This window comes from Arthrobacter sp. AOP36-C1-22, from assembly GCF_052377515.1.
Taxonomy (GTDB): domain Bacteria; phylum Actinomycetota; class Actinomycetes; order Actinomycetales; family Micrococcaceae; genus Arthrobacter_H.
Genome location: NZ_JBQSWW010000028.1, coordinates 1 through 24,704 on the forward strand (window position 1 = coordinate 1; position 24,704 = coordinate 24,704).

General features: G+C 64.0%; 26 protein-coding genes. 14 read left to right on the plus strand and 12 right to left on the minus strand.

The features are described 5' to 3' along the window. Positions 1–133 precede the first annotated feature (133 nt). Positions 134–463 carry a hypothetical protein gene (locus tag ACT3S6_RS13445; protein WP_444555372.1) on the plus strand — a complete coding sequence of 110 codons (330 nt, stop codon included), beginning with the start codon at positions 134–136 and terminating at the stop codon, positions 461–463. On the opposite strand, the gene ACT3S6_RS13450 is transcribed toward ACT3S6_RS13445, so the two are convergent. After that, on the minus strand, positions 460–954 hold the full coding sequence (locus tag ACT3S6_RS13450; RefSeq protein ID WP_444555373.1) for an Lrp/AsnC family transcriptional regulator: 495 nt from the start codon (positions 952–954) through the stop codon (positions 460–462). The genes ACT3S6_RS13445 and ACT3S6_RS13450 overlap by 4 nt on opposite strands. A 203-nt stretch (positions 955–1,157) precedes the next feature. Between ACT3S6_RS13450 and pdhA the strand changes: the two genes are divergently transcribed. The 3 genes from pdhA to ACT3S6_RS13465 are packed head-to-tail and all read left to right on the plus strand — an operon-like array spanning position 1,158 to position 4,702. Then, on the plus strand, positions 1,158–2,285 hold the full coding sequence (gene pdhA, locus ACT3S6_RS13455) for a pyruvate dehydrogenase (acetyl-transferring) E1 component subunit alpha (protein ID WP_444555374.1): 1,128 nt from the start codon (positions 1,158–1,160) through the stop codon (positions 2,283–2,285). Continuing rightward, on the plus strand, positions 2,282–3,289 hold the full coding sequence (locus tag ACT3S6_RS13460; RefSeq protein WP_444555375.1) for an alpha-ketoacid dehydrogenase subunit beta: 1,008 nt from the start codon (positions 2,282–2,284) through the stop codon (positions 3,287–3,289). Before pdhA ends, ACT3S6_RS13460 begins: the two co-directional genes overlap by 4 nt. After that, positions 3,290–4,702, plus strand: coding sequence for a dihydrolipoamide acetyltransferase family protein (locus ACT3S6_RS13465; RefSeq protein ID WP_444555376.1), 1,413 nt, complete (start codon positions 3,290–3,292; stop codon positions 4,700–4,702). Between the two features lie 83 nt (positions 4,703–4,785). On the opposite strand, the gene ACT3S6_RS13470 is transcribed toward ACT3S6_RS13465, so the two are convergent. Both ACT3S6_RS13470 and ACT3S6_RS13475 read right to left on the minus strand, forming a co-directional pair. Beyond that, positions 4,786–5,250 carry a GNAT family N-acetyltransferase gene (locus tag ACT3S6_RS13470; RefSeq protein ID WP_444555377.1) on the minus strand — a complete coding sequence of 155 codons (465 nt, stop codon included), beginning with the start codon at positions 5,248–5,250 and terminating at the stop codon, positions 4,786–4,788. A gap of 90 nt (positions 5,251–5,340) precedes the next feature. Continuing rightward, positions 5,341–5,985 (minus strand): TetR/AcrR family transcriptional regulator, encoded by a 645-nt coding sequence (locus tag ACT3S6_RS13475; protein WP_444555378.1) that lies wholly within the window; start codon positions 5,983–5,985, stop codon positions 5,341–5,343. A 160-nt stretch (positions 5,986–6,145) separates the two neighbouring features. Between ACT3S6_RS13475 and ACT3S6_RS13480 the strand changes: the two genes are divergently transcribed. The 5 genes from ACT3S6_RS13480 to ACT3S6_RS13500 are packed head-to-tail and all read left to right on the plus strand — an operon-like array spanning position 6,146 to position 12,332. Next, on the plus strand, positions 6,146–7,753 hold the full coding sequence (locus tag ACT3S6_RS13480) for a carboxyl transferase domain-containing protein (protein ID WP_444555379.1): 1,608 nt from the start codon (positions 6,146–6,148) through the stop codon (positions 7,751–7,753). A gap of 7 nt (positions 7,754–7,760) precedes the next feature. Beyond that, entirely contained in the window at positions 7,761–9,791 is a 2,031-nt protein-coding gene (locus ACT3S6_RS13485; RefSeq protein WP_444555380.1) for an ATP-binding protein, read from the plus strand. Between the two features lie 10 nt (positions 9,792–9,801). Then, positions 9,802–10,965 carry an acyl-CoA dehydrogenase family protein gene (locus ACT3S6_RS13490; protein WP_444555381.1) on the plus strand — a complete coding sequence of 388 codons (1,164 nt, stop codon included), beginning with the start codon at positions 9,802–9,804 and terminating at the stop codon, positions 10,963–10,965. A gap of 9 nt (positions 10,966–10,974) precedes the next feature. Further along, the gene (locus ACT3S6_RS13495) at positions 10,975–11,511 is read left to right on the plus strand and encodes a MaoC family dehydratase (protein ID WP_444555382.1); all 537 of its coding nucleotides are present in this window, start codon (positions 10,975–10,977) and stop codon (positions 11,509–11,511) included. Continuing rightward, entirely contained in the window at positions 11,508–12,332 is an 825-nt protein-coding gene (locus tag ACT3S6_RS13500) for an HpcH/HpaI aldolase/citrate lyase family protein (protein ID WP_444555383.1), read from the plus strand. Before ACT3S6_RS13495 ends, ACT3S6_RS13500 begins: the two co-directional genes overlap by 4 nt. A gap of 49 nt (positions 12,333–12,381) precedes the next feature. Here ACT3S6_RS13500 and ACT3S6_RS13505 read toward each other — a convergent pair whose 3' ends face one another. The 4 genes from ACT3S6_RS13505 to ACT3S6_RS13520 form a co-directional block, all read right to left on the minus strand. Beyond that, a complete protein-coding gene (locus ACT3S6_RS13505) occupies positions 12,382–12,981 on the minus strand; it encodes a recombinase family protein (protein WP_444555384.1) in 600 nt (199 codons plus the stop codon). Positions 12,982–13,106: 125 nt separating this feature from the next. Next, a complete protein-coding gene (locus tag ACT3S6_RS13510) occupies positions 13,107–13,919 on the minus strand; it encodes an AAA family ATPase (protein ID WP_301422380.1) in 813 nt (270 codons plus the stop codon). After that, on the minus strand, positions 13,919–15,304 hold the full coding sequence (locus tag ACT3S6_RS13515; RefSeq protein WP_301422379.1) for a Mu transposase C-terminal domain-containing protein: 1,386 nt from the start codon (positions 15,302–15,304) through the stop codon (positions 13,919–13,921). Before ACT3S6_RS13515 ends, ACT3S6_RS13510 begins: the two co-directional genes overlap by 1 nt. 7 nt (positions 15,305–15,311) lie before the next feature. Beyond that, entirely contained in the window at positions 15,312–15,908 is a 597-nt protein-coding gene (locus ACT3S6_RS13520; protein WP_301422378.1) for a recombinase family protein, read from the minus strand. 242 nt (positions 15,909–16,150) lie between these two features. Here ACT3S6_RS13520 and ACT3S6_RS13525 point away from each other — a divergent pair, with 242 nt between their 5' ends. The 3 genes from ACT3S6_RS13525 (at position 16,151) to ACT3S6_RS13535 (ending at position 18,006) form a co-directional block, all read left to right on the plus strand. After that, entirely contained in the window at positions 16,151–16,684 is a 534-nt protein-coding gene (locus ACT3S6_RS13525; protein WP_444555385.1) for a hypothetical protein, read from the plus strand. Positions 16,685–17,091: 407 nt separating this feature from the next. After that, a complete protein-coding gene (locus tag ACT3S6_RS13530) occupies positions 17,092–17,340 on the plus strand; it encodes a hypothetical protein (RefSeq protein WP_443390562.1) in 249 nt (82 codons plus the stop codon). A gap of 27 nt (positions 17,341–17,367) precedes the next feature. Beyond that, positions 17,368–18,006 carry a MauE/DoxX family redox-associated membrane protein gene (locus ACT3S6_RS13535; RefSeq protein WP_301422376.1) on the plus strand — a complete coding sequence of 213 codons (639 nt, stop codon included), beginning with the start codon at positions 17,368–17,370 and terminating at the stop codon, positions 18,004–18,006. Positions 18,007–18,739: 733 nt separating this feature from the next. Here ACT3S6_RS13535 and ACT3S6_RS13540 read toward each other — a convergent pair. After that, positions 18,740–19,306: a TetR/AcrR family transcriptional regulator gene (locus ACT3S6_RS13540; RefSeq protein ID WP_301422375.1), complete on the minus strand. Its 567-nt coding sequence runs from the start codon at positions 19,304–19,306 to the stop codon at positions 18,740–18,742. A 37-nt stretch (positions 19,307–19,343) separates the two neighbouring features. Further along, positions 19,344–20,564: a multidrug effflux MFS transporter gene (locus ACT3S6_RS13545; RefSeq protein WP_301422374.1), complete on the minus strand. Its 1,221-nt coding sequence runs from the start codon at positions 20,562–20,564 to the stop codon at positions 19,344–19,346. Positions 20,565–21,788: 1,224 nt separating this feature from the next. On the opposite strand from ACT3S6_RS13545, the gene ACT3S6_RS13550 reads away from it, so the two are divergent. Then, on the plus strand, positions 21,789–22,763 hold the full coding sequence (locus ACT3S6_RS13550; protein ID WP_301422373.1) for a phosphotransferase family protein: 975 nt from the start codon (positions 21,789–21,791) through the stop codon (positions 22,761–22,763). A 290-nt stretch (positions 22,764–23,053) separates the two neighbouring features. Here the strand turns inward: ACT3S6_RS13550 and ACT3S6_RS13555 are convergent, their stop codons facing one another. Further along, positions 23,054–23,236, minus strand: coding sequence for a hypothetical protein (locus ACT3S6_RS13555; RefSeq protein ID WP_444555386.1), 183 nt, complete (start codon positions 23,234–23,236; stop codon positions 23,054–23,056). A 91-nt stretch (positions 23,237–23,327) separates the two neighbouring features. Here ACT3S6_RS13555 and ACT3S6_RS13560 point away from each other — a divergent pair, with 91 nt between their 5' ends. After that, positions 23,328–23,723 carry a VOC family protein gene (locus ACT3S6_RS13560; RefSeq protein WP_444555387.1) on the plus strand — a complete coding sequence of 132 codons (396 nt, stop codon included), beginning with the start codon at positions 23,328–23,330 and terminating at the stop codon, positions 23,721–23,723. 85 nt (positions 23,724–23,808) lie between these two features. Here ACT3S6_RS13560 and ACT3S6_RS13565 read toward each other — a convergent pair whose 3' ends face one another. Together ACT3S6_RS13565 and ACT3S6_RS13570 are read right to left on the minus strand one after the other, a co-directional pair. Next, complete coding sequence (locus ACT3S6_RS13565) at positions 23,809–24,234, minus strand: phosphotransferase (protein WP_444555388.1); 426 nt, start codon at positions 24,232–24,234, stop codon at positions 23,809–23,811. Then, complete coding sequence (locus ACT3S6_RS13570; protein WP_444555389.1) at positions 24,227–24,628, minus strand: phosphotransferase family protein; 402 nt, start codon at positions 24,626–24,628, stop codon at positions 24,227–24,229. Before ACT3S6_RS13570 ends, ACT3S6_RS13565 begins: the two co-directional genes overlap by 8 nt. Positions 24,629–24,704 lie beyond the last annotated feature (76 nt).

A 24,704-nucleotide genomic window follows, 5' to 3' on the forward strand; every position in this document is an offset into this window, starting at 1 on the left:
ACTAGGTCATCCAGCCCGGGTCGCGGATCCGGGACGACGGCGGAAGCCGGGTTCGCCAGTGCGGACCCGGCTTCCTTGCCGTGTACCGGGGAAGGGCCTTCACCGGGCGGTCCCGCCGGACTACGCTGGGGCCATGTCCAGTTCGTGGTCCATCGCCTCGCAGGATTCGTTCCTGAGCATCGGTAGCGCCGGGTCCGTGCTGTCGATCTGCTCGGTGGGCAGCATCGGGTCGATCGGATCGGTGGGTAGTGCCGTCTCGGCGTTCAGCATGGCCAGTTCCCTGAGCGCCGGCTCCGCGATGTCCTGGCTCGGGGTGGGCACGGTGATGTCCTCCGCGGGCCTGGGTACCGTCATGGGAGCGCCCGTCGCCGGACGGCCGGTCCCGCACGCGGTGCTCCAGTCGGTCCTGATCGCCGGAGCGTGCGCCGTGGCCGTCTGGGGAGCCGGGCGCATCCGCCATTAGTTCCGGACGGTCGCCGAGGGGCCTCCTTCGGCCCCGCGTTCCAGCAGCGGGCGCATCCGGTGGGGGATCAGTTCTGCCATCGACAGCGAGGTGTCCGCGCGTTCGATGCCGTCGATGTCCAGGATCGCGCCGTTGACCCGGAAGAGGTCCTCGGCGCCGCGGGCCACGACGGTGGCCAGGATATCGGCCGTCCCGCTGAGCCCGTGGGCTTCCACGACCTCGGGGATGCGGGCCAGCGCGGCGGTGATCTCACCGAGCTTCTTCTGCTGGACGTGGATGTGGACGAAGCTGGTCAACGGATAGCCCAGGGCCGCGGGGTTGACCCGGCGTTCGAAGGAAAGGAAGGCCCCGTGGTTCTCCAGCCGGTTCAAGCGCGCCTGCACCGTATTGCGCGATAGACCCAGCGTCGTCGCCAGGGCCACGGTGGTTGCCTTCGGGTCCAGGGCCAGGGCCCCCAACAGTCTGTGATCAACCTCATCCAAGTCAGCCATAGTGCGCAACGCTATCAGGTACTACCGGGTGGTTACCGTGCAGAGTGCTCAGTAGATATATTGATGGTTGTGCGCAGTGCGTCTTGTGAGTACCGTCACAGGTAGGGAACGACGATGAAGTCCGCCCCGCCGTTCGGACACCGGATCACCCATCCGGCAACCAGCGAGTCGGCCGACGAACAACGAAGGACGCAGCGCAGACCATGACTAATCCACAGGCAGCCGGCGAGCGGGGCGAGGAGCTGATCCAGCTCATCGACCCCAGCGGACGCCGCACCCCGCATGGGGAATTCGATCCCTGGGTCGACGACATCGAGGTGGAGGCCCTGCGCCGCCTCCATACCGACATGGTGGCCATCCGCCGTGTCGACCAGGAAGGCACGGCGCTCCAGCGTCAGGGCGAACTCGCCCTCTGGCCACCGTTGCTGGGCCAGGAAGCAGCACAGATCGGCGCCGGCCGGGCCCTGGAGGATGACGATTTCATCTTCCCCTCCTACCGCGAAACCGGGCTGGCCTACTGCCGCGGGATCAGCGCCGAGGACACCCTGCGCGTCTGGCGCGGCAACGCCTACAGCGGCTGGGACCCCTTCGGCAAGAACATGGCGACACCGCAGATCATCATCGGGGCCCAGGCCCTGCATGCGGTCGGCTATGCCATGGGCATCAAATACGACGGCGGGTCGCAGGCGGCCATCACTTTCTTCGGTGACGGGGCCACCAGCCAGGGCGACGTCAACGAGGCCATGGTCTTCGCCGCCAGTTACCAGGCGCCGGTGGTCTTCTTCTGCCAGAACAACCATTGGGCCATCTCCGAACCGGTCGGGGTCCAGAGCCTGACCAACATCGCCGACCGGTCACCCGGTTTCGGCATCCCCTCGCTGCGCGTGGACGGCAACGACGTGCTGGCCTGCCTGGCGGCCACCCGGATCGCCCTGGATCGGGCCCGCAGCGGCAACGGCCCCACGTTCATCGAGGCGGTGACCTACCGGATGGGCCCGCACACCACGGCGGATGACCCCACGCGCTACCGCGATGCCAACGAACTGGACCTCTGGGCCGCCAAGGACCCGATCGAACGCCTCGAACGGCATCTGGTGGACCTCGGCGTCGACGAGGCCGAACTGAAGGCAGCCGCCGGGGAGGTGGCCGATTCGGTGGCCGCCAGCCTGCGCCAGGGCATCATCGGCCTTCAGGACCCGGAGCCGATGGAGGTCTTCGAGAACGTCTATTCGCAGCCGCATGCGGCCCTGGACCGCCAGCGCGAACACTATGCGCTGTACCGGGAACAATTCGCCGACGCTTCGTCGGCCACGGAAGAGGGTGCCCGATGAGCAAGCTGACATTCGGCAAAGCCCTGAATGCGGGCATGCGCCAGTCCATGGAAGCGGACCCGAAGGTCGTTCTCATGGGGGAGGACATCGGCAAGCTCGGTGGGGTCTTCCGCATCACCGACGGGCTGCAGAAGGACTTCGGCGAACACCGGGTCATCGACACCCCGCTGGCCGAATCAGGGATCGTCGGCACCGCCGTCGGCATGGCCTACCGCGGGTTCAGGCCCGTGGTGGAGATCCAGTTCGATGGTTTCGTCTACCCGGCCTTCGACCAGATCGTCAGCCAGGTCGCCAAACTGCACTACCGCACGCACGGGATGGTCTCCATGCCGCTGACCATTCGGATCCCCTTCGGCGGGGGCATCGGGTCCCCCGAGCACCACTCGGAGTCCCCGGAAGCCTATTTCGCCCATACGGCAGGATTGCGCGTGGTCAGCCCCTCGACCCCGCAGGACGCCTACGTCATGATGCAGCAGGCGATCGCCTGTGATGATCCGGTGGTCTTCTTCGAGCCCAAGCGCCGCTATCACGAGCGCGGTGACGTCGATCTCGAGGCGGCCCTGACGGGACCCGAAATGGGCAGCGCCGCCGTGCGCCGTCCGGGCACCGATGTCACGCTGGTGGCCTATGGAGCCCAGGTCAAGACGGCACTTGCGGCAGCCACCGCAGCGGAGGACGACGATATCTCCGTCGAGGTCATCGATCTGCGGTCGATCTCGCCGATCGACTTCGACACCATCGCGGCCTCGGTGAGGAAGACCGGCCGCCTGGTGGTGACCCATGAGGCCAGCCAGAACCTGGGCCTCGGGGCCGAAATCACCGCGGGGATCACCGAACGCTGCTTCTACCAGCTCGAGCATGCCCCCGTGCGGGTGACGGGCTTCGACATCCCCTACCCGTATTCGAAGCTGGAAATGCACCACCTGCCCGACCTGGACCGCATCCTCGATGGTGTGGACCGGGTGATGGACCGTCCCAACTCCCTGAGCAGTCTGGAAGGCTAGATGAGTACAGTGCTGAAGGTTTTCAAGCTTCCCGATCTCGGCGAAGGACTGACCGAATCCGAAATCGTCAACTGGAAGATCGCCGTGGGCGATTCCGTCCAGTTGAACCAGATCATTGCCGAGGTGGAAACCGCCAAGGCCGTCGTCGAATTGCCCAGCCCCTATTCGGGGGTCGTCACCGAGCTGCACGAACAGCCCGGTACCGTGGTGGAGGTCGGCAACCCGATCGTGTCCTTCGACGTTCCCGGCGAGGCGGGGTCCGGGGATTCACCCGTGGGCCCGGCGGCCCCGGAGGGCGCCGACGAGGCTCCCGCCCAGCGCGAACCCACCTTGGTGGGCTATGGCGCCGAGGTCGAGACCGGGAAGCGCCCGGCCCGCAAGGCCCGTCGCCAGGGGACGGCCGGTGCGCCGCCTCGTGCCGCAGCGCCCGCCCCCGAGGCGGCCCCGGCGGAGCCGGCCCCCGCAGTGTCGGAAGCTGCCGCGGAACGACCACGCTCCACGCCTCCGGTCCGCAAGCTCGCCCGCGATCTGGGCCTCGACCTGGAGCGGCTCGACGGCAGCGGCCCGCGCGGACTGATCACCCGGGATGACGTCAACGCAGCCCATGCTGCCGGGGCCCCGGCCGGGACGGGTTCCCCCTCCGCGACCGGGGAGACCGGCCTGCCGTCCGGCGCAATGGCGGCCGGGGCAGTACGCACCCTGGGCGGGCAGCCGCGCGAGGTGCGCAGCCCGATCAAGGGGATGCGCAAGCATACGGCGCAGGCCATGGTGGACAGTGCCTTCACCGCACCGCATGTCACCGAGTTCCTGACCCTCGACGTGACCCCGATGATGGAACTGCTGGCCCGGCTGCGTGCCGACCGCGCCTACCAGGACGCGAAGCTCACCCCGCTGACGATCGCTGCCAAGGCCGTCTGCATCGCCCTCGAACGCCAGCCGACGCTGAACTCCCGCTGGGATGCCGCGTCCGGGGAGATCGTCCAGCAGAACTACGTCAACCTCGGCATCGCCGCGGCCACCCCCCGTGGTCTCATGGTGCCCAACCTCAAGGACGCCCAGGGCCTGGACTTCAGGACCATGGCCGATGCCCTGCGTGATCTGGCGCTCACGGCCAAGGCCGGCAAGTCCGCACCGGAGGATCTGCGCGGGGGAACGTTCTCGATCACGAACATCGGGGTCTTCGGCATCGATGCCGGCACCCCGATCCTGAACCCGGGCGAGGCGGCCATCCTGGCCCTGGGGCAGGTCCGTGAGCAGCCGTGGGGCCACCACGGGGAGGTGGTGCTGCGTCAGCTGACCACGCTGAGCCTGTCCTTCGACCACCGCGTCGTCGACGGGGAACAGGGATCGCGGTTCCTGGCCGACGTGGGCACGATCATGTCCGATCCGGGCATGCTCATCACGATGCTCTAACCGGACCGGGCCCGAAAAAGGGGCTGCCCCGCCGCGGATCCGCGGCGGGGCAGCCCCTTTTTCGTCTCAGGAGGGAAGCGGCCTCAGGCCAGTTCCATGATGTATTCCTTCACCACCGCGGCCCGGGCGTTGGCGAAACCATCGACCTCGCCGATGATCGTGAAACCACGACGTTCCAGGACCTTCTGGCTGCCGATGTTGTCCGTGACCACGCGGGCCCGGATCGGGCGTTCGGTGATCTCGCTGAGGAAGGCGTCCACGGCGGCGGTGGTCACCCCCTGCCCCCAGTATTTCCTGTCGGTCCAGAAATCCAGCTCGATGACTTCGTCGTGGGAGTCTGCCATGACGTAGCCGACGGCCCGGCCGTCCTGCTCGATCGCCCGGACGGTGGCCTTCTGGTCGTTGAGGATCAGCGACCAGTGATGGTCGAACACCCCTCGGTCCGCGGGGTTCTTGGCGGTGAATGCGGCCATGACATTGGCCTGGGGATCCTGCTGGTGTTCAAAGAACCAATCCAGGTCCGCTGGCTCAACTGGGCGAAGCTTCACGGTCAGTACCTCTCTACGACAACGGTGTTCTTTCTCGGTCCGGCCGGCCGGTGGACACGATTCCTCCCAGCCTACCGGTGTGATGCGGGCCTAGCCTACCGGGGCCTTCAGCGCCGCCAGCGCCATGGAGACCAGACGGCGTCGCCGGGTCAGCGGATCGGCATCGGAGCGGTGGGCCGAGTGCGGGGTCGAGTTGATCAGCCCCAGGACCGATTGGGCCCGGAAGCGAGCGGCCGATTCGCCCTCCCCGGGGTGGAGCAGCCGCAATTGTCCGGCCCAGATCTCGATGTAGGAGCGCTGTAGACGCCGCACCGTGGACTGGTCGGCCTCGGAGAGGCTGGCCATGTCCCGATCCTGGACCCGGATCACGTTGCGGTGGCCCAGGGCGAAGTCGGCATGGAAGCGCACCAGCTCACCGAGCACCTCCTCGGGGCTGCCACCGGCCCGGGCCACGGCGCTTCCGCCGTCGTGCAGGTCGTGGCTGACCTCGGTGAGCAGGGCACCGAGCACCGCCGCCTTTCCGGGGAAGTGGCGGTAGACGGCCGGGCCGCTGATGCCCGACGCCGAGCCGAGGTCCTCGATGGAGACCCCGTGGTAGCCGTGGGTGGCGAAGAGCCGGGCGGCTTCGGCCAGCAGGGTGGAGCGGCGTGAGGCCTTGGCCTGGCTGCGGCCCGTGGTTTCACCGGTGGCGTTAACCGCGTCGGGCGCCGCCAGGGGCTCGGGTTGTTGCTGCACGGCGCTACTCCATCCGCTAGCGTGAGTTGGCCCACAAGAGGTGCTGGACATTTCAGTTAATGAATACTAACGTCTATTTCAGTTAGTACCTATTAACTCAAACTATTGGTTGTCTCCGTGTGGAACGGCAACCACCCCCGACGCCGAGGAAGAGCTACCGATGGAAACCCTGGCCTCCCACCTGGACCCGGCGGCCGACGTCTTCGCCGAGAACGACGCCGCCCAGCGCGCCCTCGTGACCGAATTGCGTGACCGTCTGGATACCGTCGCCCGCGGCGGCAGCGAAAAATCCCGCCGCCGGCATATCGACCGCGGAAAGATGCTTCCCCGCGAACGCGTGGACGCGCTGCTCGACGAGGGATCACCGTTCCTGGAGATCGCCCCGCTGGCCGCGGAGGGGATGTACGACGGCGATTGCCCCGGCGCCGGAGTCATCGCCGGGATCGGTGTGGTCCATGGCCGCCAGATCCTGGTCATCTCCAACGACGCCACCGTCAAGGGCGGCACCTACTATCCGATGACGGTCAAGAAGCACCTCAGGGCCCAGGAGATCGCCTTGGAGAACCACCTTCCCTGCGTCTACCTGGTCGACTCCGGAGGCGCCTTCCTGCCCCGCCAGGACGAGGTCTTCCCCGACCGCGACCACTTCGGGCGCATCTTCTATAACCAGGCCAACCTCTCGGCCCGCAAGATCCCGCAGATCGCCGCGGTCATGGGCTCCTGCACCGCCGGGGGCGCCTACGTGCCGGCCATGAGCGACGAGACGGTGATGGTCCGCAACCAGGGGACGATCTTCCTGGGCGGACCACCGCTGGTGAAGGCGGCCACCGGCGAGGTCGTCACGGCCGAGGAGCTCGGCGGGGCGGAACTGCATTCGAAGACCTCGGGGGTCAGCGACCACATCGCCGAGGACGATGGCCATGCCCTGCAGATCGTCCGGGACATCGTCGAAACGCTCCCGCCGCCGGCCGAACCGGCCTGGGACGTCATCGAATCCAAGGACCCCGTCGCCGATCCCGAGCAGCTCTACGGGGCGGTCCCGGTCGACGTCAACGGCCGCTACGACGTCCACGAGGTCATTGCCCGGATCACCGACGGCAGCGGCTTCCACGAATTCAAATCCGGCTACGGGACCACGCTGATCACCGGCTTCGCCCGCATCCACGGCCACCCGGTCGGGATCGTGGCGAACAACGGCGTGCTCTTCTCCGAATCCGCGCTCAAGGGCGCCCACTTCATCGAACTCTGCGACCAGCGCGGCATCCCGCTGGTGTTCCTGCAGAACATCTCCGGCTTCATGGTCGGACGCGACTACGAAGCCGGCGGCATCGCCAAGAACGGCGCGAAGATGGTCACCGCCGTGGCGACCTGCCGGGTCCCGAAACTCACCGTCGTCATCGGCGGTTCCTTCGGTGCCGGGAACTACTCGATGTGCGGGCGGGCCTACTCGCCGCGCTTCTTGTGGATGTGGCCTGCGGCCCGCATCTCGGTCATGGGCGGCGCCCAGGCCGCCTCGGTGCTCTCCACGGTCAAACGCGACGGGATCGAACGCTCCGGCGAATCCTGGAGCGAGGACGCGGAAGAGGCCTTCAAGGAGCCGATCCGCGAACAATACGAAGACCAGGGCAACCCCTACTACTCCACCGCGCGCCTCTGGGACGACGGAATCATCGACCCCGCCGACACCCGCCGGGTGCTCGGCCTCGCCCTGGACGTCTGCGCCACCGAACCCCTGCCGGACACCTCGTTCGGCGTCTTCAGGATGTGATCCCCCGATGACCGAAAACCACGTAGAGTCACCGCTCTTCGATACCGTGCTCGTCGCCAACCGTGGCGAGATCGCCGTCCGGGTCATCCGGACGCTGCGCCGGCTAGGGATCCGTTCCGTCGCCGTCTACTCCGAAGCCGACGCCGGGGCCCGCCATGTCCGGGAGGCCGATGAATCCGTTTGCCTGGGCCCGGCGGCCGCCGCCGCAAGCTATCTGAACATCGACGCCGTGCTGAATGCCTGCCGCACTTCCGGCGCCCAGGCGGTCCACCCCGGCTACGGGTTCCTGTCCGAGAACCTCGAGTTCGCGCGCGCACTGGAGGGTTCCGGGATCACCTTCATCGGCCCCAGCGCCCATTCCATCAACCTCATGGGCGATAAGATCCGGGCCAAGAACCATGTGGCCAGCCACGGTGTCCCCGTCGTCCCCGGGGTCGCCGATCCCGGGATGGACGATGCGGCCCTGATCGCGGCGGCGGCCGACGTCGGATTCCCGCTGCTGATCAAGCCCTCCGCCGGCGGCGGCGGCAAGGGCATGCATGCGGTGGAGTCCGCGGCCGAGCTGCCCGCCACCTTGCAGACCGCCCGCCGGGTGGCGAAAAGCTCCTTCGGCGACGACACGCTGCTGCTCGAACGCCTGGTGCGCAGCCCCCGGCATATCGAGGTCCAGATCCTGGCCGATACCCACGGGCACACCATCCACCTGGGCGAACGTGAGTGCTCGCTGCAGCGCCGGCACCAGAAGGTCATCGAAGAGGCGCCCGCACCGCTGCTGCAGATGCAGGACGGTGGCGCCGGGATCCGCGAGCGGATCGGCCAGGCGGCAGTGAATGCGGCCCGCTCGGTGGATTACGTCGGGGCCGGCACCGTGGAGTTCCTGGTCTCGGACGAGAACCCCGACGAATTCTTCTTCATGGAGATGAACACCCGTCTGCAGGTCGAGCACCCGGTGACCGAGGAAGTCGTGCGCTTCAACGGCGCACGGGTGGATCTGGTCGAATGGCAGATCCGGGTCGCCGCCGGCCGGGTGCTCGAGCTCGATCAGCAGGCCCTGTCCCTGGAAGGCCACGCCATCGAGGCCCGCGTCTACGCCGAGGACCCGGCCCAGGGGTTCCTGCCCTCCATCGGGACGATCCTGCGCGCCGAAGACCCCGTCGGTGAAGGCATCCGCGTCGACTCGGGCATCGCCACCGGCTCCGACATCACCCCCGACTACGATCCGATGCTGGCCAAGGTCATCGCCCACGGCGACGATCGGGTCCAGGCCCTGGCCCGGATTGACACGGCGCTGGCCGAAACCGTCATCCTCGGCGTCGAAACCAACCTCGAATACCTCAGGGCGCTGATCGCCGAACCCGATGTGCAGGCCGGACGTCTGGACACCACCTTCATCGACCGGTGGGGGATCCAGGACAAACGCAGCCCGGGCCCGGCCGAACTGCGGTCGATCGCCCGCTGCTTCCTGGCCGTGGAACCGGCCACCATCCCACGCTTCGGAGCCTGGGCATCGGATGGCTGGCGCCTGGGCAGCCACCGGGAACGGACCCTGGCCCTGGAGATCGACGGCGAACTGCATATGGTGACCCTGCCTCCGGAGGGCGACGGCGCCGACGGGGCAACGGCCTCCGACGTCGTCCCCGCCTTCGCCGAAGTCCCGGCCAGTGCGGGACGCGAAGCCTGGATCGCCTCGGGCGGCTATGGCGCCCATGTGCGCTGGCTTGACCGCCGCGCCGTTGTGCACCGCCGACTGGCCAGCCTCGAACGCGAGGAAGCCGGCGGCGACCCCGAATCCCGGTCACCGATGCCCGGCACCGTCGTCTCGGTGCTGGTCTCCACCGGCGACCACGTCGAGGTTGGCCAACCGTTGCTGGCCGTGGAGGCGATGAAGATGGAACATCCCCTCGTCGCCGGCCTGACCGGCACCGCCACCATCCATGTCGCCGTCGGGGACCACGTCTCCGCCGGGGCCTCGGTGGCCACCGTGACCCCCGAGACCACGGGCGCCGACGCGCCCGCTACCGAAACCACCACCAGCTAAGGACCCCTCCATGCCGAACCTCGAACTCGACGACGACTACCAGGACCTTTCCGATACAGTCCGCGACTTCGCCGACAACGTCGTCGCCCCCGTCTCCGCCAAACACGACGAGGAGCACAGCTTCCCCTACGACGTCGTCTCCCAGATGGGGGAGATGGGCCTGTTCGGCCTGCCCTTCCCCGAAGAACACGGCGGCATGGGCGGGGACTACTTCGCCCTGTCGTTGGCCCTGGAACAGCTGGGCCGGGTCGACCAGTCGGTCGCGATCACCCTGGAGGCAGGGGTCTCGCTCGGCGCCATGCCGATCTACCGTTTCGGCACCGACGCGCAGAAGGAACAGTGGCTACCGCAGTTGGCCAGCGGGCAGGCGCTGGCAGGTTTCGGCCTGACAGAACCCGAGGCAGGCTCCGATGCCGGTGGAACCCGCACCACGGCTCGTGAAGAGAACGGGAACTGGGTGATCAACGGCAATAAGGAGTTCATCACCAACTCCGGCACCGACATCACCCGCCTGGTCACCGCCACCGCCGTCACCGGGACCTCGACGCGGGCCGACGGTTCGGAGAAGAAGGAGATCTCCACCATCCTGGTGCCCACCGACACCGAGGGCTTCACCGCGGAGAGGGCCTATAACAAGGTCGGCTGGAACGCCTCGGATACGCACCCGCTGACGTTCAAGGACGTCACCGTCCCGCAGGAGAACCTGCTGGGTCAGCGCGGCCGAGGCTTCGCTAACTTCCTGTCCATCCTCGATGAGGGGCGCATTGCCATTGCCGCCCTGGCCACCGGCGCCGCCCAGGGGTGCGTGGACGAATCGGTCCGCTACGCCAAGGAGCGCACCGCATTCGGCCAGAACATCGGAAAGTTCCAGGCCGTCTCATTCAAGATCGCCCGCATGCAGGCCCGCGCCCACAGCGCCCGGCTGGCCTACTATGGTGCCGCCTCGAAGATGCTCGCCGGCAAGCCGTTCACCACCGAGGCCGCGATGGCCAAACTGATCGCCGGCGAAGCGGCGATGGACAACGCCCGGGACGCGACCCAGGTCTTCGGCGGCTACGGCTTCATGAACGAGTTCGTCGTCGCCCGTCACTACCGGGATTCGAAGATCCTCGAGATCGGTGAAGGCACCACCGAGGTGCAGCTGATGCTCATTGCCCGCGAACTCGGACTCTAGGAGAAGGATATGAACGCCGATGCAGCGAACGACGGCGGCACCCCGGCTCCGGGGCGGCGCGTGGTCGAACGCGGGCTCTACTTCGATGAACTCGAGGTCGGGACCGTCTACGCACACAGCCCGGGGCGGACGATGACCGAGACGGACAACGTCCTGTTCACCACGATGACCATGAACACCCAGGCCCTGCACCTGGACGCGGCCTTCAGCGCCACCCAGCCTTTCGGGCAGCGCCTGGTGAACTCGATGTTCACCCTCGCCACCCTGGTCGGCCAGTCGGTGGGACAGCTGACCCAGGGCACGATCATCGGACAGCTGGGTCTGAACGACGTGAACTTCCCCCACCCGCTCTTCCACGGGGACACGCTGTATACCGAAACCGAGATCACCGGGCTGCGTCCCTCGAAGTCCAGGCCCGGGCAGGGGATCGCCACCATGAAGCACACCGGGCACAACCAGGACGGTGAGGTGGTGGCCGAGGCTTCGCGCACCGTGCTGATGTGGACCGAGGCCGGACACCTGGATGCCGGGAAGAAGCAGTCATGAGCGATACCTCTGCACCGGCCTTCACTATGGGGCCGGCCATCCTCTTCTGCCCCGCAGACCGGCCCGAACGCTATGCCAAGGCCTCCGCCCGGGCCGACGCGGTGATCATCGACCTCGAGGACGCCGTGGCACCCACCGATAAGCCGGCGGCCCGACGATCGGTGGTGGACACGCCCTTGGATCCGGGACGTACGATCGTCCGGGTGAACCCCGTGGACACCGAGGACTTCGCCGAAGACCTGGCGGCTGTGGGGGAGACCGCCTACAGCACCGTGATGCTGGCCAAGACCGAAACCGTCGAACAGCTCAGGCAGTTGGCCGACTATCGGGTCATCGCCCTGTGCGAGACGGCGCTGGGTGTACTCAACGCGCCGGCCATCGCCGCCGAGCCCAACGTCGTGGCGCTCATGTGGGGAGCCGAGGACCTGGTCGCCTCCCTTGGGGGGACCTCCAGCCGGCACGACGACGGTTCCTACCGTGACGTCGCCGTCCATGCCAGGGCAGCCGTCCTGCTGGCCGCAGGGGCTTATGGGAAGGCCGGCATCGACTCCGTCTACATCAACATCCCCGACACCGAGGGTCTCGCCGCCGAGACCCGTGACGCGGTCGCCAGCGGATTCGCCGCCAAGGCCAGCATCCACCCGGCCCAGATGACGGTGATCCGGGCCGCCTACGCCCCCGACCCGGAAGCGGTGCAGCGGGCCCGGGCCATTCTGGAGGCGGCACGCACCGCCTCGGGGGTCTTCTCCTTCGAGGGACAGATGGTCGACGAGCCCTTGCTGCGCCATGCCCGCCGTCTGGTGGCCCGTATCGACGGCTAGCGGGCCGGTGTCGTTTTTCGAATACGACTGCACGGGCAGGACAGCAGTGTCAGCGGTTGTCTTCCTTTAAGTTCCGCAGCCGCCCGCGTTCAATGGCTCGATAGACAGTGGAGCGACCGACGCTAAACAGCTCAGCTAGCTCCGCCTTGCTGTGTTCCCCAGCGGCGTGCAGTTCGAGGAGGTGCTCTTCCTGCTTCGCTGAGAGTTTGGGCTGCTTGCCCCGCAGCCTGCCCTTGGCCTTGGCAACCTTCATTCCTTCGCGGGTGCGCATCCGAATAAGGTCAGCTTCGAACTCGGAGATCATCGCCAACACGTTGAACAGGAGTTTGCCCATTGGGTCGGTAGGGTCATGGACGGAACCGCCGATGCTGAGTTTGATTTCGCGTCTGGCGAGGTCATCGGCAATTTCGTGGGCGTCCCGGACGGAGCGGGCTAGGCGATCCAGCTTGGTAACGACGAAGGTATCCCCAGCTCGGCATGCGGCCAAGGCTTCGCGTAGGCCGGCACGATTCTTGTTGGTGCCGGTAAACCCATGATCAACATAGATGCGTTCCGAGGTGACGCCCAGGGCTGCTAGGGCATCACGCTGCGCGGTGAGGTCTTGCTCTTCCGTGGACACGCGTGCATAGCCGATGATGATCTCAGACATGCAGATCAGTGTGTCACATAAGGACCCGTCACCGGACGACTCGCCGGACGGGTCTTACGGGACGGTGATGGCTTGGCTGTGGAGTTTGGCGCTCTTTGGCGGCGTTTTGTGATCGCTCTGAGTCATTAGCTGCCGATGACGAGGATGCTGGCGGCGGCTTCGACGACGTCGTCGGTGATGGTGTCGAGCTGGTTGATCCTGAGCACCCGGCTTATTTGGGGGAAGAGCCGTTCGAGGAGCCGGAAGTTGCCGCGGGTGATCCGTTCAATCGCCGCTATGGCTTGCGCGTCGGTGAAGTCATCGGGGTCGAGGGTTTTTCCGAGCCGTTTCCAGTGACGGTCCAGGACGAACAGGAGCTCCTCGCGTCCGAGGGTGCGGTATTGGTGTGAGAATCCGAGCCGGCTGTAAAGCTGCGGGTAGTGACGGAATCGTTCGTCGATGCCGGGCATGCCGATCAGGATCATCGCGAGATGGGTCCGGTCGTGTTGGTCGCGGAGAAGTTCCAGGGCAGTGGGGGTCAGCCGTTCGGCTTCGTCGACGATGAGCAGCTCGACGAGACGAGTGAGGTCTCCTTGTTTTACCGTCACCACTTCGGGTTTGAGGGACTGGAGGTGCTCTTCGACGCAGATCCCGACTTTGATCTGCCAGTGCGCGAGCTCGGCCATGAGATCCCTGGGCCGGCAGAGGACTTCGGGTGTGTAGAAGACGGTGCGGGATCGGTTCGCGAGGGCATAGTGCTTTGCGTCGTGGTCTCCGCGGGGTCCCCACTCGTTGATGTAGGCCTCGAGCGCGTCCCAGTTCGCGTAGCGGCGGGCGGAGTTGGTTTTCCCGACGCCGGCCGCGCCGTGGCAGATCCCGATGGTCTTCTCTTTCCGCACGGCGTTGGCGAACTCGGTGAAGCGCCGGTGCTCTTTGGTGACGATGAATGCCTGGTTCATCACTCGTCCTCTTCGTAGGTGCGCAGCCGTGGCCGCCGTTTCGTGGTTTCGGGGTTGCGGGGTTCTTCGCGGGTGTAAACGGTGGGGATGCGGTCGTTGATGGCGCGGCGTAGTTGTTTGCGGCGGGCCCGGCGGGCGGTTTCGATATCGCGGAGGCTGAGGCGAAGGTTGGGGTGGGCTTCGTCGATGGCGGTGCAGATGAACGTGTCCCGGTCGTATACGCGGATCTCGGAGATGTCGCGCGGGTCGTACCGGATTGTGATGGTGTGTCCGACGAAGGGGGCCAGGGTCGGGGCGAGGTAGCGCTGGCCTTGGAAATGGATGCCGTCGCGTTGCACGACCCGGCTCTTCGGAACGGTGAGGAGCAGCCCGTCGAGTTCTTCCAGGCTCTGCGGCATGCGGGGAAGCCAGCCATCGCCAACCCACGCGTCGCGCGGCGAGATCCCCAGCTCGCTGTGGACCCTGTCGTTATAGGTGCCAATGAAGTCGCCGACCGCTCCGTCGAGCCCTGCAAGATCGAGGACGGGTGTTGGTGCCCGGCTGCCGGAGCCGAGATGGCCAGGTAGCGCAGCCAGAAGCTCGGTGTTGATGGTGCCGAAGAACCGCTCGATCTTCCCCCGCCCCTGGGGCCGGCCGACGGTTGAGTGGATGATCCTGATATGCAGGGCGATAGCAGTTCTCTCAAGATGGTGGCTGGTGAAGTCGGAGCCGTGGTCCACGTGCAGGATGTCGGGGATCCCGCACATCGCCCAGGTGGGGTCCGTTTTCCGCCAGATTGCCTGCCGGAGGGCAAGGGCGGTGTTAATCGCTGACGGGGTGTCGGTGAAGACCATGTATCCGCAGATGGCGCGGGAGTAGTCATCCATCACGGTGGTCAGCCAAGGCCGGTCGGGTTTCCCATCAGCCCCGACGATGAGGATGTCGAGCTCGGTGTGGTCTGACTGCCATGTCTGGTTCGGATGTTCCGCGCGGCGGCGGAAGACCAGCTCGTGCTTGTCCCGATACGACGCGGGCCCCTCAAGCGCCAGCGTGACCATGGCCGGATCGAGGGCCTGCACGATCTGCCGGACAGTTGCATAGCTCGGCGCCGGCAGCTCGCGCTGTTGCGCATCGGTGGCGGCAAGGCGATGCAACGTGGAGATGCCTGGGCGTGGCCGGGTGAGTGCCAAACGTTCAATGAACGCGACCGTCTCGCTCGACGTTCGGCGGACGCCTTTGTCGCTGCGTGGGTTGGGTTCGAGGGCCGAGATGCCGCCTTGCCGGTAGAGCCGGTTCCAACGTTGCAGCGCCCGGACGGAGATTCCGGTCTCCCGGGCAAGGACAGCGAGCGGGATCTGGTCCTCGACATGAAGCCGAAGAACACGCCACCGCTCCGCCGCGTCCACGAGACACCTACACGGTGGTGCCCTCGCGAGCCGCGAAGGCCTGCTGGTGACGATACAGGGTGGCCCGGCTCCACCCGACGAGTTTCGCCGCGTCCTCCGCGGTGCGGCCCTTCGCCCTCGCCTCGGCGACGAGCTTGAGCTTGTCGGCGACCACGACGGGATCCGACAGGGGTCTGCCGAATCTGGTTCCGCTTTTCCGCGCGGCGGTGATGCCGGCGTTCACGCGTTCGGTGATCAGTTCGCGTTCGTATTCGGCCAACGTGGCGAGCATGTTCAGCATCAACCGGCCCGAGGTCGTCGATGGATCGATGCCGTCCGAGATGCTTTTCACCTGCACGTCCTGCTCCCGGAGGAGCTTGACCGTGTTGAGTACGTCGATCAGGGACCGCCCGAGCCGGTCGACCCGCCACACCACGACGGTGTCACCGGGCTGGGCGTATTCGAGGAGCTTCTTCATTCCGGGGCGCGAGATCGCGGTCCGGCTGCCTGATGTGACATCGGCGAAAATGTCCCGCTCCTGCACGCCCGACTTGACGAGGGCGTCGACCTGCAGCTGCGCGTCCTGGCCCTTGGTGCTGACCCGTGTATATCCGAGATGTCTCACCAGGTCATTCTGCCCCAAAAACCCCTCGATGCGGAGGGATCAAGACGGTTTGCCGCAAGGCATGTTTCCGAGACAGGCCACGCTCCGGAATGTAGCCACTCTTCTCCACAGTTCGAGATGGGCCTGGAGTGTCTTGGAAAACTGTAACTTTATGGGCCAAAGCTAAACCTTGTCGGCAAACAGGAAACTTGTTACATTGGCGACGACATACGATTTCAGTTGGGGGAAATAAAATGGTATGGGTGCTGGCTTTCATTGTAGCGGTCCTTTTATTAGCAATTCTGGGAACCATGCGGGAAGTGGCCATCCTTCGCAGTGAATTGACTTCTTTTCGCGAATTGGTGACGATCCCACCGGAGCCCGAGTGGTTCAGGAAGGGGCGCATGCCACGCGAACTTGCAGACCTCCACGAATTCTATTCCCGCTCCGCACACGACATGCTCGTCGTCATGTTCGTTTCTAGCGGCTGCCCGGGCTGCCGAAAGCTAGTCGATGATCTGCTCCGGAAAGCCGATCTCAGCGGCAATAAGAATCTGCTCTTCGTCACAACGCCGACGGCGCCCTCGGCTTCCGGCAATCCCGCCATGATGCAATCCATCGAACGTGCTGGCTGGACTCTTCACGCCGATGCGGGAAGCGACATTCTTTTCGCCGCTGGCGTCCACGGAACGCCCACTGCAATCGTCATGGACCGTCTAGAAGCAAAGGACTACGAGCCTGCCCCCGATGTGAATTGGGTTGTCCAGCAGCTAGCCCAAAAAGGAGAGTTGGTATGAAAGGCACGGGGGAACGCCCATCCCCGCGGAGCGGGGGAATCGCTCTTGATCGGCGGTCATTCACGCGACTGACCGTCCTCGCGGCAGGAAGCATCGGCTCTCTGGTTGGGTTTGCCCCATCGGCCGCGGCAGCACCGCCCAGCGCCTGCGACTTCGGCACACAACGCCTCTATGGCTGCGACTGTCCAGGAAACTACCAGTACCCCTGCACATGCATCGGCTATTGCACGGACACAATAAGTGAGTGTCAGTTCGGGCCGAGATCAGTGGACTCGTGCACGGTCTACAACACAAGCCCGAATCCCGATATTGGGGCGAAACCCCTCGGCAAGTGCGATCCCGTCCTCCAGACTGGATGGTGCTGCGGCGTTTACTGCTAGTGATATCGAATGACCTAGGAGGTAGAGATGACATGGCATGCAGGTTCTCCCGCGCAAGGCGTAGGGACAGCCAACCACAAAGACTTTTCCCCGCCTAAGCAGGAAAAGCGAGTTGAGAAGCTAACACTTCAGGCAGTGGCCTATGGGGAAAACCCCGCAGATATCGAGCTGCGTTGGTCATACAACGGCGAGTTTTCCCCGGCAACGCGAGAGGCTCTAGTCAAGGCCGTTTTACAAGGCATCCGCGCCGAATTTCGACGAGTATCTGGAGAGTGAACCGTGGACTCGCCGACAGTAGTCCAATTGGCCTCGGTGATTCTCGGTTTTCTCTGGCTCGTAAGTAGCAGCCTAAAAACCCTGTCCTTTGCCCAGTTTCGCGCGGACGTGGAGGCCCTGCTTGGTGGACATTCCGGTCGCTCCATCGGGGTCTTTGTGATCGGCATGGAGATCGCAGCCAGTGCCATGTTGTTTTTCGGCTTCTCGAAAGCGGGCGGCCCCTTTTCGGCGTCACTTGTGATCGCATTTACGGCCTCGTACATCCTCCGGGCAACTAGACTTCGTAACCTGCAGTGCGCCTGCTTCGGTTCACTATCAAAACCATGGTTTCTAGCCAGGTTAGGCCGAACGGCGACGGTTGCAGCTGATTCGGCGGCTGGCGCGTGGGTCTTTGTGCGCAACAGCCTTTTCATTGTTCTCGCTGCAGCCGTATCAGGCTACCCGCCCCTGATTACGGCACTCCTGGTCTCGACGATTGCGACTTTAATGGTGGTCGCTACCTTGACCGAAACCTTGCTCGAATTAAAGGACCGGAAAAAGATCCCCCACCCGGCGCTAAGCGACCTGCTGGCCCGCCGGAGGATAATCTTCGCTACCGATTGGTACTCCGGCGTATGGACATCTTGGATATCGTGTTTCGAGTCCAAGAAGTCGGTTGTTAACTAGACCTCATCGCCTAAAGTCACTTGGCCTGGGACAACGCGGCAGAACGTCTCGGAGCCTTCCACCGGCTCGTAATTTGACAGCGGATGATTGCGGCCTTGATCCAGAAGAGCAGAGTAGCCTCACACCACGTGTTAGGGATGGCTGGCCGAGAATGCTCACCAGAGGTCGGTGATAGGAGACGCCGTACCTGAGACGACGTCGCCCCCTTGTGCGTGCGAGTCCATCCAAGACGATATCCGCTGAAGGTTCCCCTAGCAGGCGCCGAGAGCGCCATTTACCGCTAAGAATTCGCCGCCACTTATCGTTGCGATTCACAGGCTTGGCGCTCTCGGTAACTCCTATTTCGAGCGGTCGTTTCCGGTGGAGGACCCCCTATCGGGACGGTTCAAATTGTCAATTCGGACAGATCCCCAAACGGGACGATGCAGCTCCGTCGACGACGAAAAGCACTCTTTCCCGTTCGCTACCGCGATACCGGAGCACCAAAATTCGACAGTGAACTACGACTGTTAGTGGGTAATGGAAGTCCTTCTTTAACCCAAAAATGGCGGTTACCGCCGTAGCTCCGCGGCCTGTAAAGATCGGTTTTGAGCCGGGCCTTTTCAGCGTAGTCGAGGCCGGAGTCCTCAACGTCTTGAAGTTTTGACATCCAATGCAACGATCCGAGCTGTCAGTAAGCCCCAGGGTGGGCGTGGTCCGTGAGAACCACGCCCACCCTAGGGCTCACCACCTGCTATGAGATTGGATATCGCTGAAGTATCTCCCAGAGGGCCCGGTGTCGGGCCTCGTAATTCTCTGGTGAATTGTAGATAAGTTCTACCTGCAGGCTGTCGACGATGCCAAGGTATGCATCTACTAGCGTTGTGGCATTGCGCGGGTCGAGACTTCTGGGCAGAGCTGCTATGAACAGTGATCTTAGGTCAGCCTCAAAGAGTCGGTACTTGGTGATCACTTCCTCGCGGAGCGCGAGCGGCGGAGCATAGACGGTGCGCAGCAAAAAACGGAAGTCCGCCGACGATGCGTATCTGGGGTGCAGGGCGTTTAGATACTCACCGCCGGGCAAAGGTACACCTGATTCTGCGGCGAAGGCATTGCTTGCAGCGAGACGTTCCTCCCGCAGGGCGATGTCCATGACCTCGTTGAAGAGCGCATCCTTGTTGGCAAAGTGGGCATAGAGGGAAGCCTTTCGCATCCCGGCCTGTTCCGCGATCACCGTGAGCGAGGACGCGTCATAACCGAATTCTGCGAAGTGGTCAACAGCAACGGTGCAAATCTTCTTTGCCGATGGGGACAATGACATTGGGTGCTGATGCTCCGTATTCTTTGGTTCGAAACGATTAGTGGCTGCCGAGATCGGTCACGGCAGGTGCTCGTTTGACGCTCACTGCCACGATAGCAATGGCAACCGCACCGACCACCATCAGGAATGCCAGCCAGGCCAGTGGCCCTGCTTCGACCATTACTCCTGCGATGGGGGTAGCGGCCGAGGAGATGATGAGCTGGAATGCTCCTAGCAGGGCTGCGGTAGAACCCAGGGACGTGTGCTGGGAAGCCATGGCCAGTGCCATAAGTGTCGCTTCCGCGATACCAATGCCGAAAAGGGAAATGAACATGCCAATGACGATACCCGGTAGACCCATTCCCAACAGCGTCAGCACGAAACCGACCGCGGCACCGAGCGCGACGATGATCGTCCCAGCCATTCCTAGTGCACCAGCACCGAATCGTGTCACGGTGCGCCCAGCGACAATGGCACCGAACATAACGGCAAGTCCTGTTCCTCCGAACACGAGCCCGAAGGTGTTGGCGTCAAGGTCAAAATGACCTTGGTAGATAAATGGTGCACCTCCGATGTAGCCAAAGAGGAAAAAGAACACCGCGGACAGCCCTAAGGCGGGAAGCAAGAATCCGGAATCCTTTGCGATTCGCTTGTAAGTGCTAAGCACCATTCCCAGCCGGAGGGAGGATCGGGTCTCCACCGGGAGGGTCTCACGCAGGTTGGCTGTCGAGTTGGCCAGTGCGATGGCAGCCAGACCTGCAAGAACCAGCAGCACTGCACGCCAGCCAAAGTGCTGGTCAACGAACCCGCCAAGGGTCGGTGCAAGCACCGGCGCAAGGCCCTCGATTGTCATCAACAATGCGAAGAGCTGAGCGGCGCGCACTCCCTGAGCGGCATCTCGAACCATGCTCAAGGCCACGACGAGAGTCAGCGCCGCCGCGAGCCCTTGCAAGGTGCGAGCCGCTAGAAGGGTTCCCATGGTTGGGCTGGCTGCCGCCCAGAGAGACGCCAGAAGAAATACCACTAGGGCGCCCAAGAGGGGCCGACGTCGTCCGAATGCATCGGTGAGTGGGCCAAAAATTAGTTGCCCCGCACCCATCGCCAGCAGGTAAACCGTGAGGGTCAACTGGCCTGACGCTGCGGTTCCGTTGAGTTGCTGGACGATGTCGGGCAGGGAGGCCAGGTACATGTCGGTGCCGGCAGGGCCCAGGATGGTTACCAGTGCTAGCGACACCGCGAACCACGCACCCACCTTCCGTTGGCGCTGAATAGTAGTCACTGTAGGGATCTCCTCAAAAGTCGAATGAACTCACTTACTTGCCTACCTACCGATAGGTAGGCAAGCAACTCTATTCCACCACGGAAGTCATTTGTGAGCAATCCAGACGGAGCGTGACTGGTGTCACGCTCCCCACTCGATGGGTATAAGAGAGCTCTGAGGGAGTATGCGGAGGAGCTTCCGAGCACACTTCCGGCCGGCCTGTGAGGAAAACTGTCGTGGGGAATACCCAATGCGGAGGTATCTGCTGTCCCGTTTAGCGTTCCCCTCTGGACACCCCATCAACGTCGGAGCTGACATTGCTTTGCGCGATCCGGCCGGCCGTCGCCGGACCCGCTTGAGGGCACGGGGCCGCCGTCCCGAGGTCTTAGGACACTCCGCGCAATCGACTTTGGAAAACGATGAGCCCCTTATGCTTGCGCCGAGCCGCAGACAGGAATGCAGCTCTCTAGGCCGTAGCTCAAGGTCATGAAGCATTTGTAGACTAGCCCCACAGGCGGTATCAAGTGGGAAGAAGGGCTGGGAGTAACCATGGAACGAAAAACCACTAACCCAAGGCTAAGGGTTCTAGTCGGTACCTTGGTGGGATCCGCTGCCCTTGCTCTGTTCAGCACTTGGATACCAGCAATCATTGTCGGGATCGTCATTGCCCTTGTCGCTGTCGCTTTATCGGTTCAGATTGCGGTTGTTGCAAGAACCGTGTCACGGGACTCTGGTGCGGTCCACGCTGGCCCGACTATCCTGGGCACTGCTTGGGTTTCAGCCACGGCTTGTGTGCTCCAGATCGCGTGGTCTTCGTACCAGCTCTTGGCCAACGGTATAGTTCTGGCTGCCGTTTCTGTCTTTGCTGGATTGATCCTTGCGACGGTTCCCCTGAGCGCGCTGAAGAGTATGCCCAGAAGAGACCGTCATCCGGTCGGAACAAACTGATCCTTGCTGCTCGCCCGCTGGGAATTCGTGTATTGGACGACAAGCAGCTGAATCGAAATTGTTGGACGTGTGGCGCCCGCGAGCACCATCCCGCAGTGGGTTCCACTTGCGGGCATTGATATGTTCAAACCAAAGTCGATCTGCCCTAGACACACCCCCTCGGGTGGATTTCCGCACGGATCATCCTCAGACCCGATGGGTAAGGCAACTCTCTTCCCCGTCGAGGGTGTAGAGAAGGATCGAGGTAGCGCCACTGAATCGGCGCTTAAACGGATATGCCAAAATGAGAGCCCTATGAAAGAGCCCTCTGCAAATATCCACCCACTGGACCAAGATCGCGACCAGATCAGCGCAGCCTTCGTCCAGGATTTGGCCGCTGAAGTCGCAACCCGCTACGGCGGCACACTCACGCGGATGCAGCGAGCAAACGGATCCTCAAACGCGACATGGGTCGGTGACGGCATCGCCGTACGAATCGCGCATACACCCGTCGACATGGCTCGAGAGGTTGCGCTCGTGCGGGCTCTGCCGCGAGAGGTCGGACACCCAGAGATCCTCGGCGAGGGCACTATCGCAGGCCACGGCTGGATCGTGAGTGCAGAGATCCCCGGTCAGAATCTCCAAGAGGCATGGCCTACACTGACGCCTGCTGAGCAGGAATCAGCAGTGCGTCAGCTGTGGGCCCGCGCCCACAGCGTGCACGACTCGAGCCCGTACCTCAGGACGCTTGTCGCGTCGCACGGTGGTTTCGTGCCAGCAACGATTGACGCTGCCACCGCGTCGGCTAAACACGCCGAAGTCGCGCTGGGACTGTCCAGCGCCCAGCAGGCGCAGCTCCACGAAGTCATCGAGGACTACTTCCGGGCTGCACCCTTAGTAGAGCAAACCGTCAACCATGGCGACCTCGCGCTGATGAATGCCTTATGGGACGGTGAAGTCGTCGCCCTGCTGGACTTTGAGTTCGCCGTGCTCGCTCCGATCGAGATCGACCTGTGCCGGCTGGTCTACGAGGCCCGCATATCCGAGGAGGGCCATTGCGTTGATTCGGCGGCAGGCAACGCGGCGGTTGAGATTGCCGCTCGTCATATGGATCTGATTCATGGTCGTACGCTTATCCGTGGCGCAGCGATTCTCGACCAGCTCCGTGACCTTGAGATCTGGCTGGCCCTTGGCAGCGACGAGGAACGACTCCAGAACTGGCGACCGGACCGCCTGCTCACCGCCCTGCTTGAAGACGAGGGCGGCTATCTCGCCCCCCTGCTCAGGTAGCCCGAGCTCCCACGATGCGGTGAACAGCATCGATTCGATGAGCGCAGAACGGCCTTAACCACCCCACGAAGGCTGCGGGCGGAGGTGTGACCGTTACCACGACCCTCATTCTCCGCAACAGAGACCGCTTCGCTGATCCTTGACCTCAATGCCACCGTGAGGAGAAGTATCGGTCACAGAACACGACCAAAGAGCGCCAAGCTCCACACATATGCACGGGACACCTCGGCCGATGTCCGGTGGAGGTTCGGCTATTGAGGCGCAGGAGGCGAGGATTCGAAGAGTCGAATTCACTCCTTGTTGTTGCGGCGTTCCTTGGACGCCTGAAGGAAGCGTTCTTGGTAGGCAGAATAGGCCTCTGCATGGCGAGCGTGTTCCTCAGGTGTGGTCGAAGGAGGGAGCTCAACCGGGGGCATGTAGCGGTCAATAGCCTCGATTTTGAGCGGATACCCGAACTTGTCTTTCATCGCCATTCAACAACGATAGGCCTTATTCAACACGGGAACAGTTGCCTCCCATGGGGTTCCGCTTGTGGCGTCACTCCACTCAACCTACGGTTATGGAATGCTTGTTGTTGGGTCCATAGTCATTCGTGTGAGCGACCTGCAAAAACAGATTCAATTTTGGTCTGATGCTCTCAATTACGCTGTGCGTGAGCCGATTGATGATGACTTCGCACTGTTATTCGCCACCGATGGAACTGGTCCGAATGTCTCCCTCGACGCGCACCGCTCTGAGCGGATATTGCCACCGCGCATGCATCTGGACTTGTACGCAGAGGACCAAGCGGCTGAAGTTCACCGACTGACGACTCTCGGTGCCACCAAGGTGGATTGGGGTCGATGCCCCGACGATGCAGATTACGTCATCATGCAAGACCCCGAGGGAAACCGGTTCTGCGTCATTGAGGCGGCCGAGTGGTCGGGCTGGAGAAGTTGGCGGACAACAGCCGCTAGCTGAGAGCCGCGGTCATCCCACTCCGGGACGCCCGTTTGGGTTCCACTTGCGGAAAATCCGGATACGCCGTTGACCGTAAACAGACAGGCTAATGGACCCCGTTCAGGGCATCGCGGATTGCGGCAGCAACCCGCTCAGGCATCCCGGCCAGGTCGAGCGGAGCCCGACCTGCCACTTGGTGCGGGACGAAGTGCTGCCACCCGAGGTCAAAACAGAGCAACGCCCGCAAGTCGGCCCGCCGATCCACCCGTACGCCCGCAGCACGCTCGTACATCGTCAAATAGGCACCAGCCGTCTCGGCGTCAAACAATACGGCCAGATTGAGCCTGCAGTGGCCGACGTCGCTGCCCCGGTTGCCGGTCGCCGCGTCGGGCCAGTCCACAACGCCGGTGAGTCGCCTGTCATCCCACAACACATTGAAGTGCTGGTAGTCGCCGTGCGCAAAGACCGTTTCGCCGCCCAGCGGTCCCGACGCAGCCTCGCGGGCCGCATCGCGCAGACCACGGTCAGACAACCAGTCCAGTGGGGCGGTGGCGCCCGCCGTAGCGGTCCGGCACGGGCACAGGCTCGCCGTCACCGTTCCCGGCGTCCGCGGAGGTTCGTGGCCGGTCGGGTACGGCGTGGATCGCCGCCTGAGTGGTCGCGAGTTGGCCCAGCCAGGAACGCATGTCTGCCGGAGCCAGGTCCGGCTGCCCGGTCAAGGCGGACGTGAGTGTGCAGGGCACCCCGGTCTCGACGCCGTCCGCGTCCATTGCGAGGAGTTGAGGTGCAGGCACCCCGTGACCACGTATCGCCGTCAGCGCGGACGCTTCGCGTGTTACCTGGGCCTCAGCCTCGTCATCGAACTGCCAGCGGCGCAGCACCACATCCCGGGCTCCACTCGGAGCCTCGACAGTGATTCGGTCCATGTCTGCGGTGACTCCGCCCTGCAGGCGCGCGACGGCGGTTACCCGGGCATGCGCATGCACATGGCGCCGAACCCAC

Excerpts from the sequence above, each read along its gene's own strand:
- ACT3S6_RS13530 (WP_443390562.1), top strand. The coding sequence starts at position 17,092 with ATGACATGGCATGCAGGTTCTCCCGCGCAAGGCGTAGGGACAGCCAAC.
- ACT3S6_RS13480 (WP_444555379.1), top strand. The coding sequence starts at position 6,146 with ATGGAAACCCTGGCCTCCCACCTGGACCCGGCGGCCGACGTCTTCGCC.
- ACT3S6_RS13510 (WP_301422380.1), bottom strand. The coding sequence starts at position 13,919 with ATGAACCAGGCATTCATCGTCACCAAAGAGCACCGGCGCTTCACCGAG.
- ACT3S6_RS13555 (WP_444555386.1), bottom strand. The coding sequence starts at position 23,236 with ATGGCGATGAAAGACAAGTTCGGGTATCCGCTCAAAATCGAGGCTATT.
- ACT3S6_RS13540 (WP_301422375.1), bottom strand. The coding sequence starts at position 19,306 with ATGTCATTGTCCCCATCGGCAAAGAAGATTTGCACCGTTGCTGTTGAC.
- ACT3S6_RS13460 (WP_444555375.1), top strand. The coding sequence starts at position 2,282 with ATGAGCAAGCTGACATTCGGCAAAGCCCTGAATGCGGGCATGCGCCAG.
- ACT3S6_RS13570 (WP_444555389.1), bottom strand. The coding sequence starts at position 24,628 with ATGGACCGAATCACTGTCGAGGCTCCGAGTGGAGCCCGGGATGTGGTG.
- ACT3S6_RS13465 (WP_444555376.1), top strand. The coding sequence starts at position 3,290 with ATGAGTACAGTGCTGAAGGTTTTCAAGCTTCCCGATCTCGGCGAAGGA.
- pdhA (WP_444555374.1), top strand. The coding sequence starts at position 1,158 with ATGACTAATCCACAGGCAGCCGGCGAGCGGGGCGAGGAGCTGATCCAG.
- ACT3S6_RS13450 (WP_444555373.1), bottom strand. The coding sequence starts at position 954 with ATGGCTGACTTGGATGAGGTTGATCACAGACTGTTGGGGGCCCTGGCC.
- ACT3S6_RS13550 (WP_301422373.1), top strand. The coding sequence starts at position 21,789 with ATGAAAGAGCCCTCTGCAAATATCCACCCACTGGACCAAGATCGCGAC.
- ACT3S6_RS13500 (WP_444555383.1), top strand. The coding sequence starts at position 11,508 with ATGAGCGATACCTCTGCACCGGCCTTCACTATGGGGCCGGCCATCCTC.
- ACT3S6_RS13445 (WP_444555372.1), top strand. The coding sequence starts at position 134 with ATGTCCAGTTCGTGGTCCATCGCCTCGCAGGATTCGTTCCTGAGCATC.
- ACT3S6_RS13560 (WP_444555387.1), top strand. The coding sequence starts at position 23,328 with ATGCTTGTTGTTGGGTCCATAGTCATTCGTGTGAGCGACCTGCAAAAA.
- ACT3S6_RS13495 (WP_444555382.1), top strand. The coding sequence starts at position 10,975 with ATGAACGCCGATGCAGCGAACGACGGCGGCACCCCGGCTCCGGGGCGG.
- ACT3S6_RS13485 (WP_444555380.1), top strand. The coding sequence starts at position 7,761 with ATGACCGAAAACCACGTAGAGTCACCGCTCTTCGATACCGTGCTCGTC.
- ACT3S6_RS13505 (WP_444555384.1), bottom strand. The coding sequence starts at position 12,981 with ATGTCTGAGATCATCATCGGCTATGCACGCGTGTCCACGGAAGAGCAA.
- ACT3S6_RS13490 (WP_444555381.1), top strand. The coding sequence starts at position 9,802 with ATGCCGAACCTCGAACTCGACGACGACTACCAGGACCTTTCCGATACA.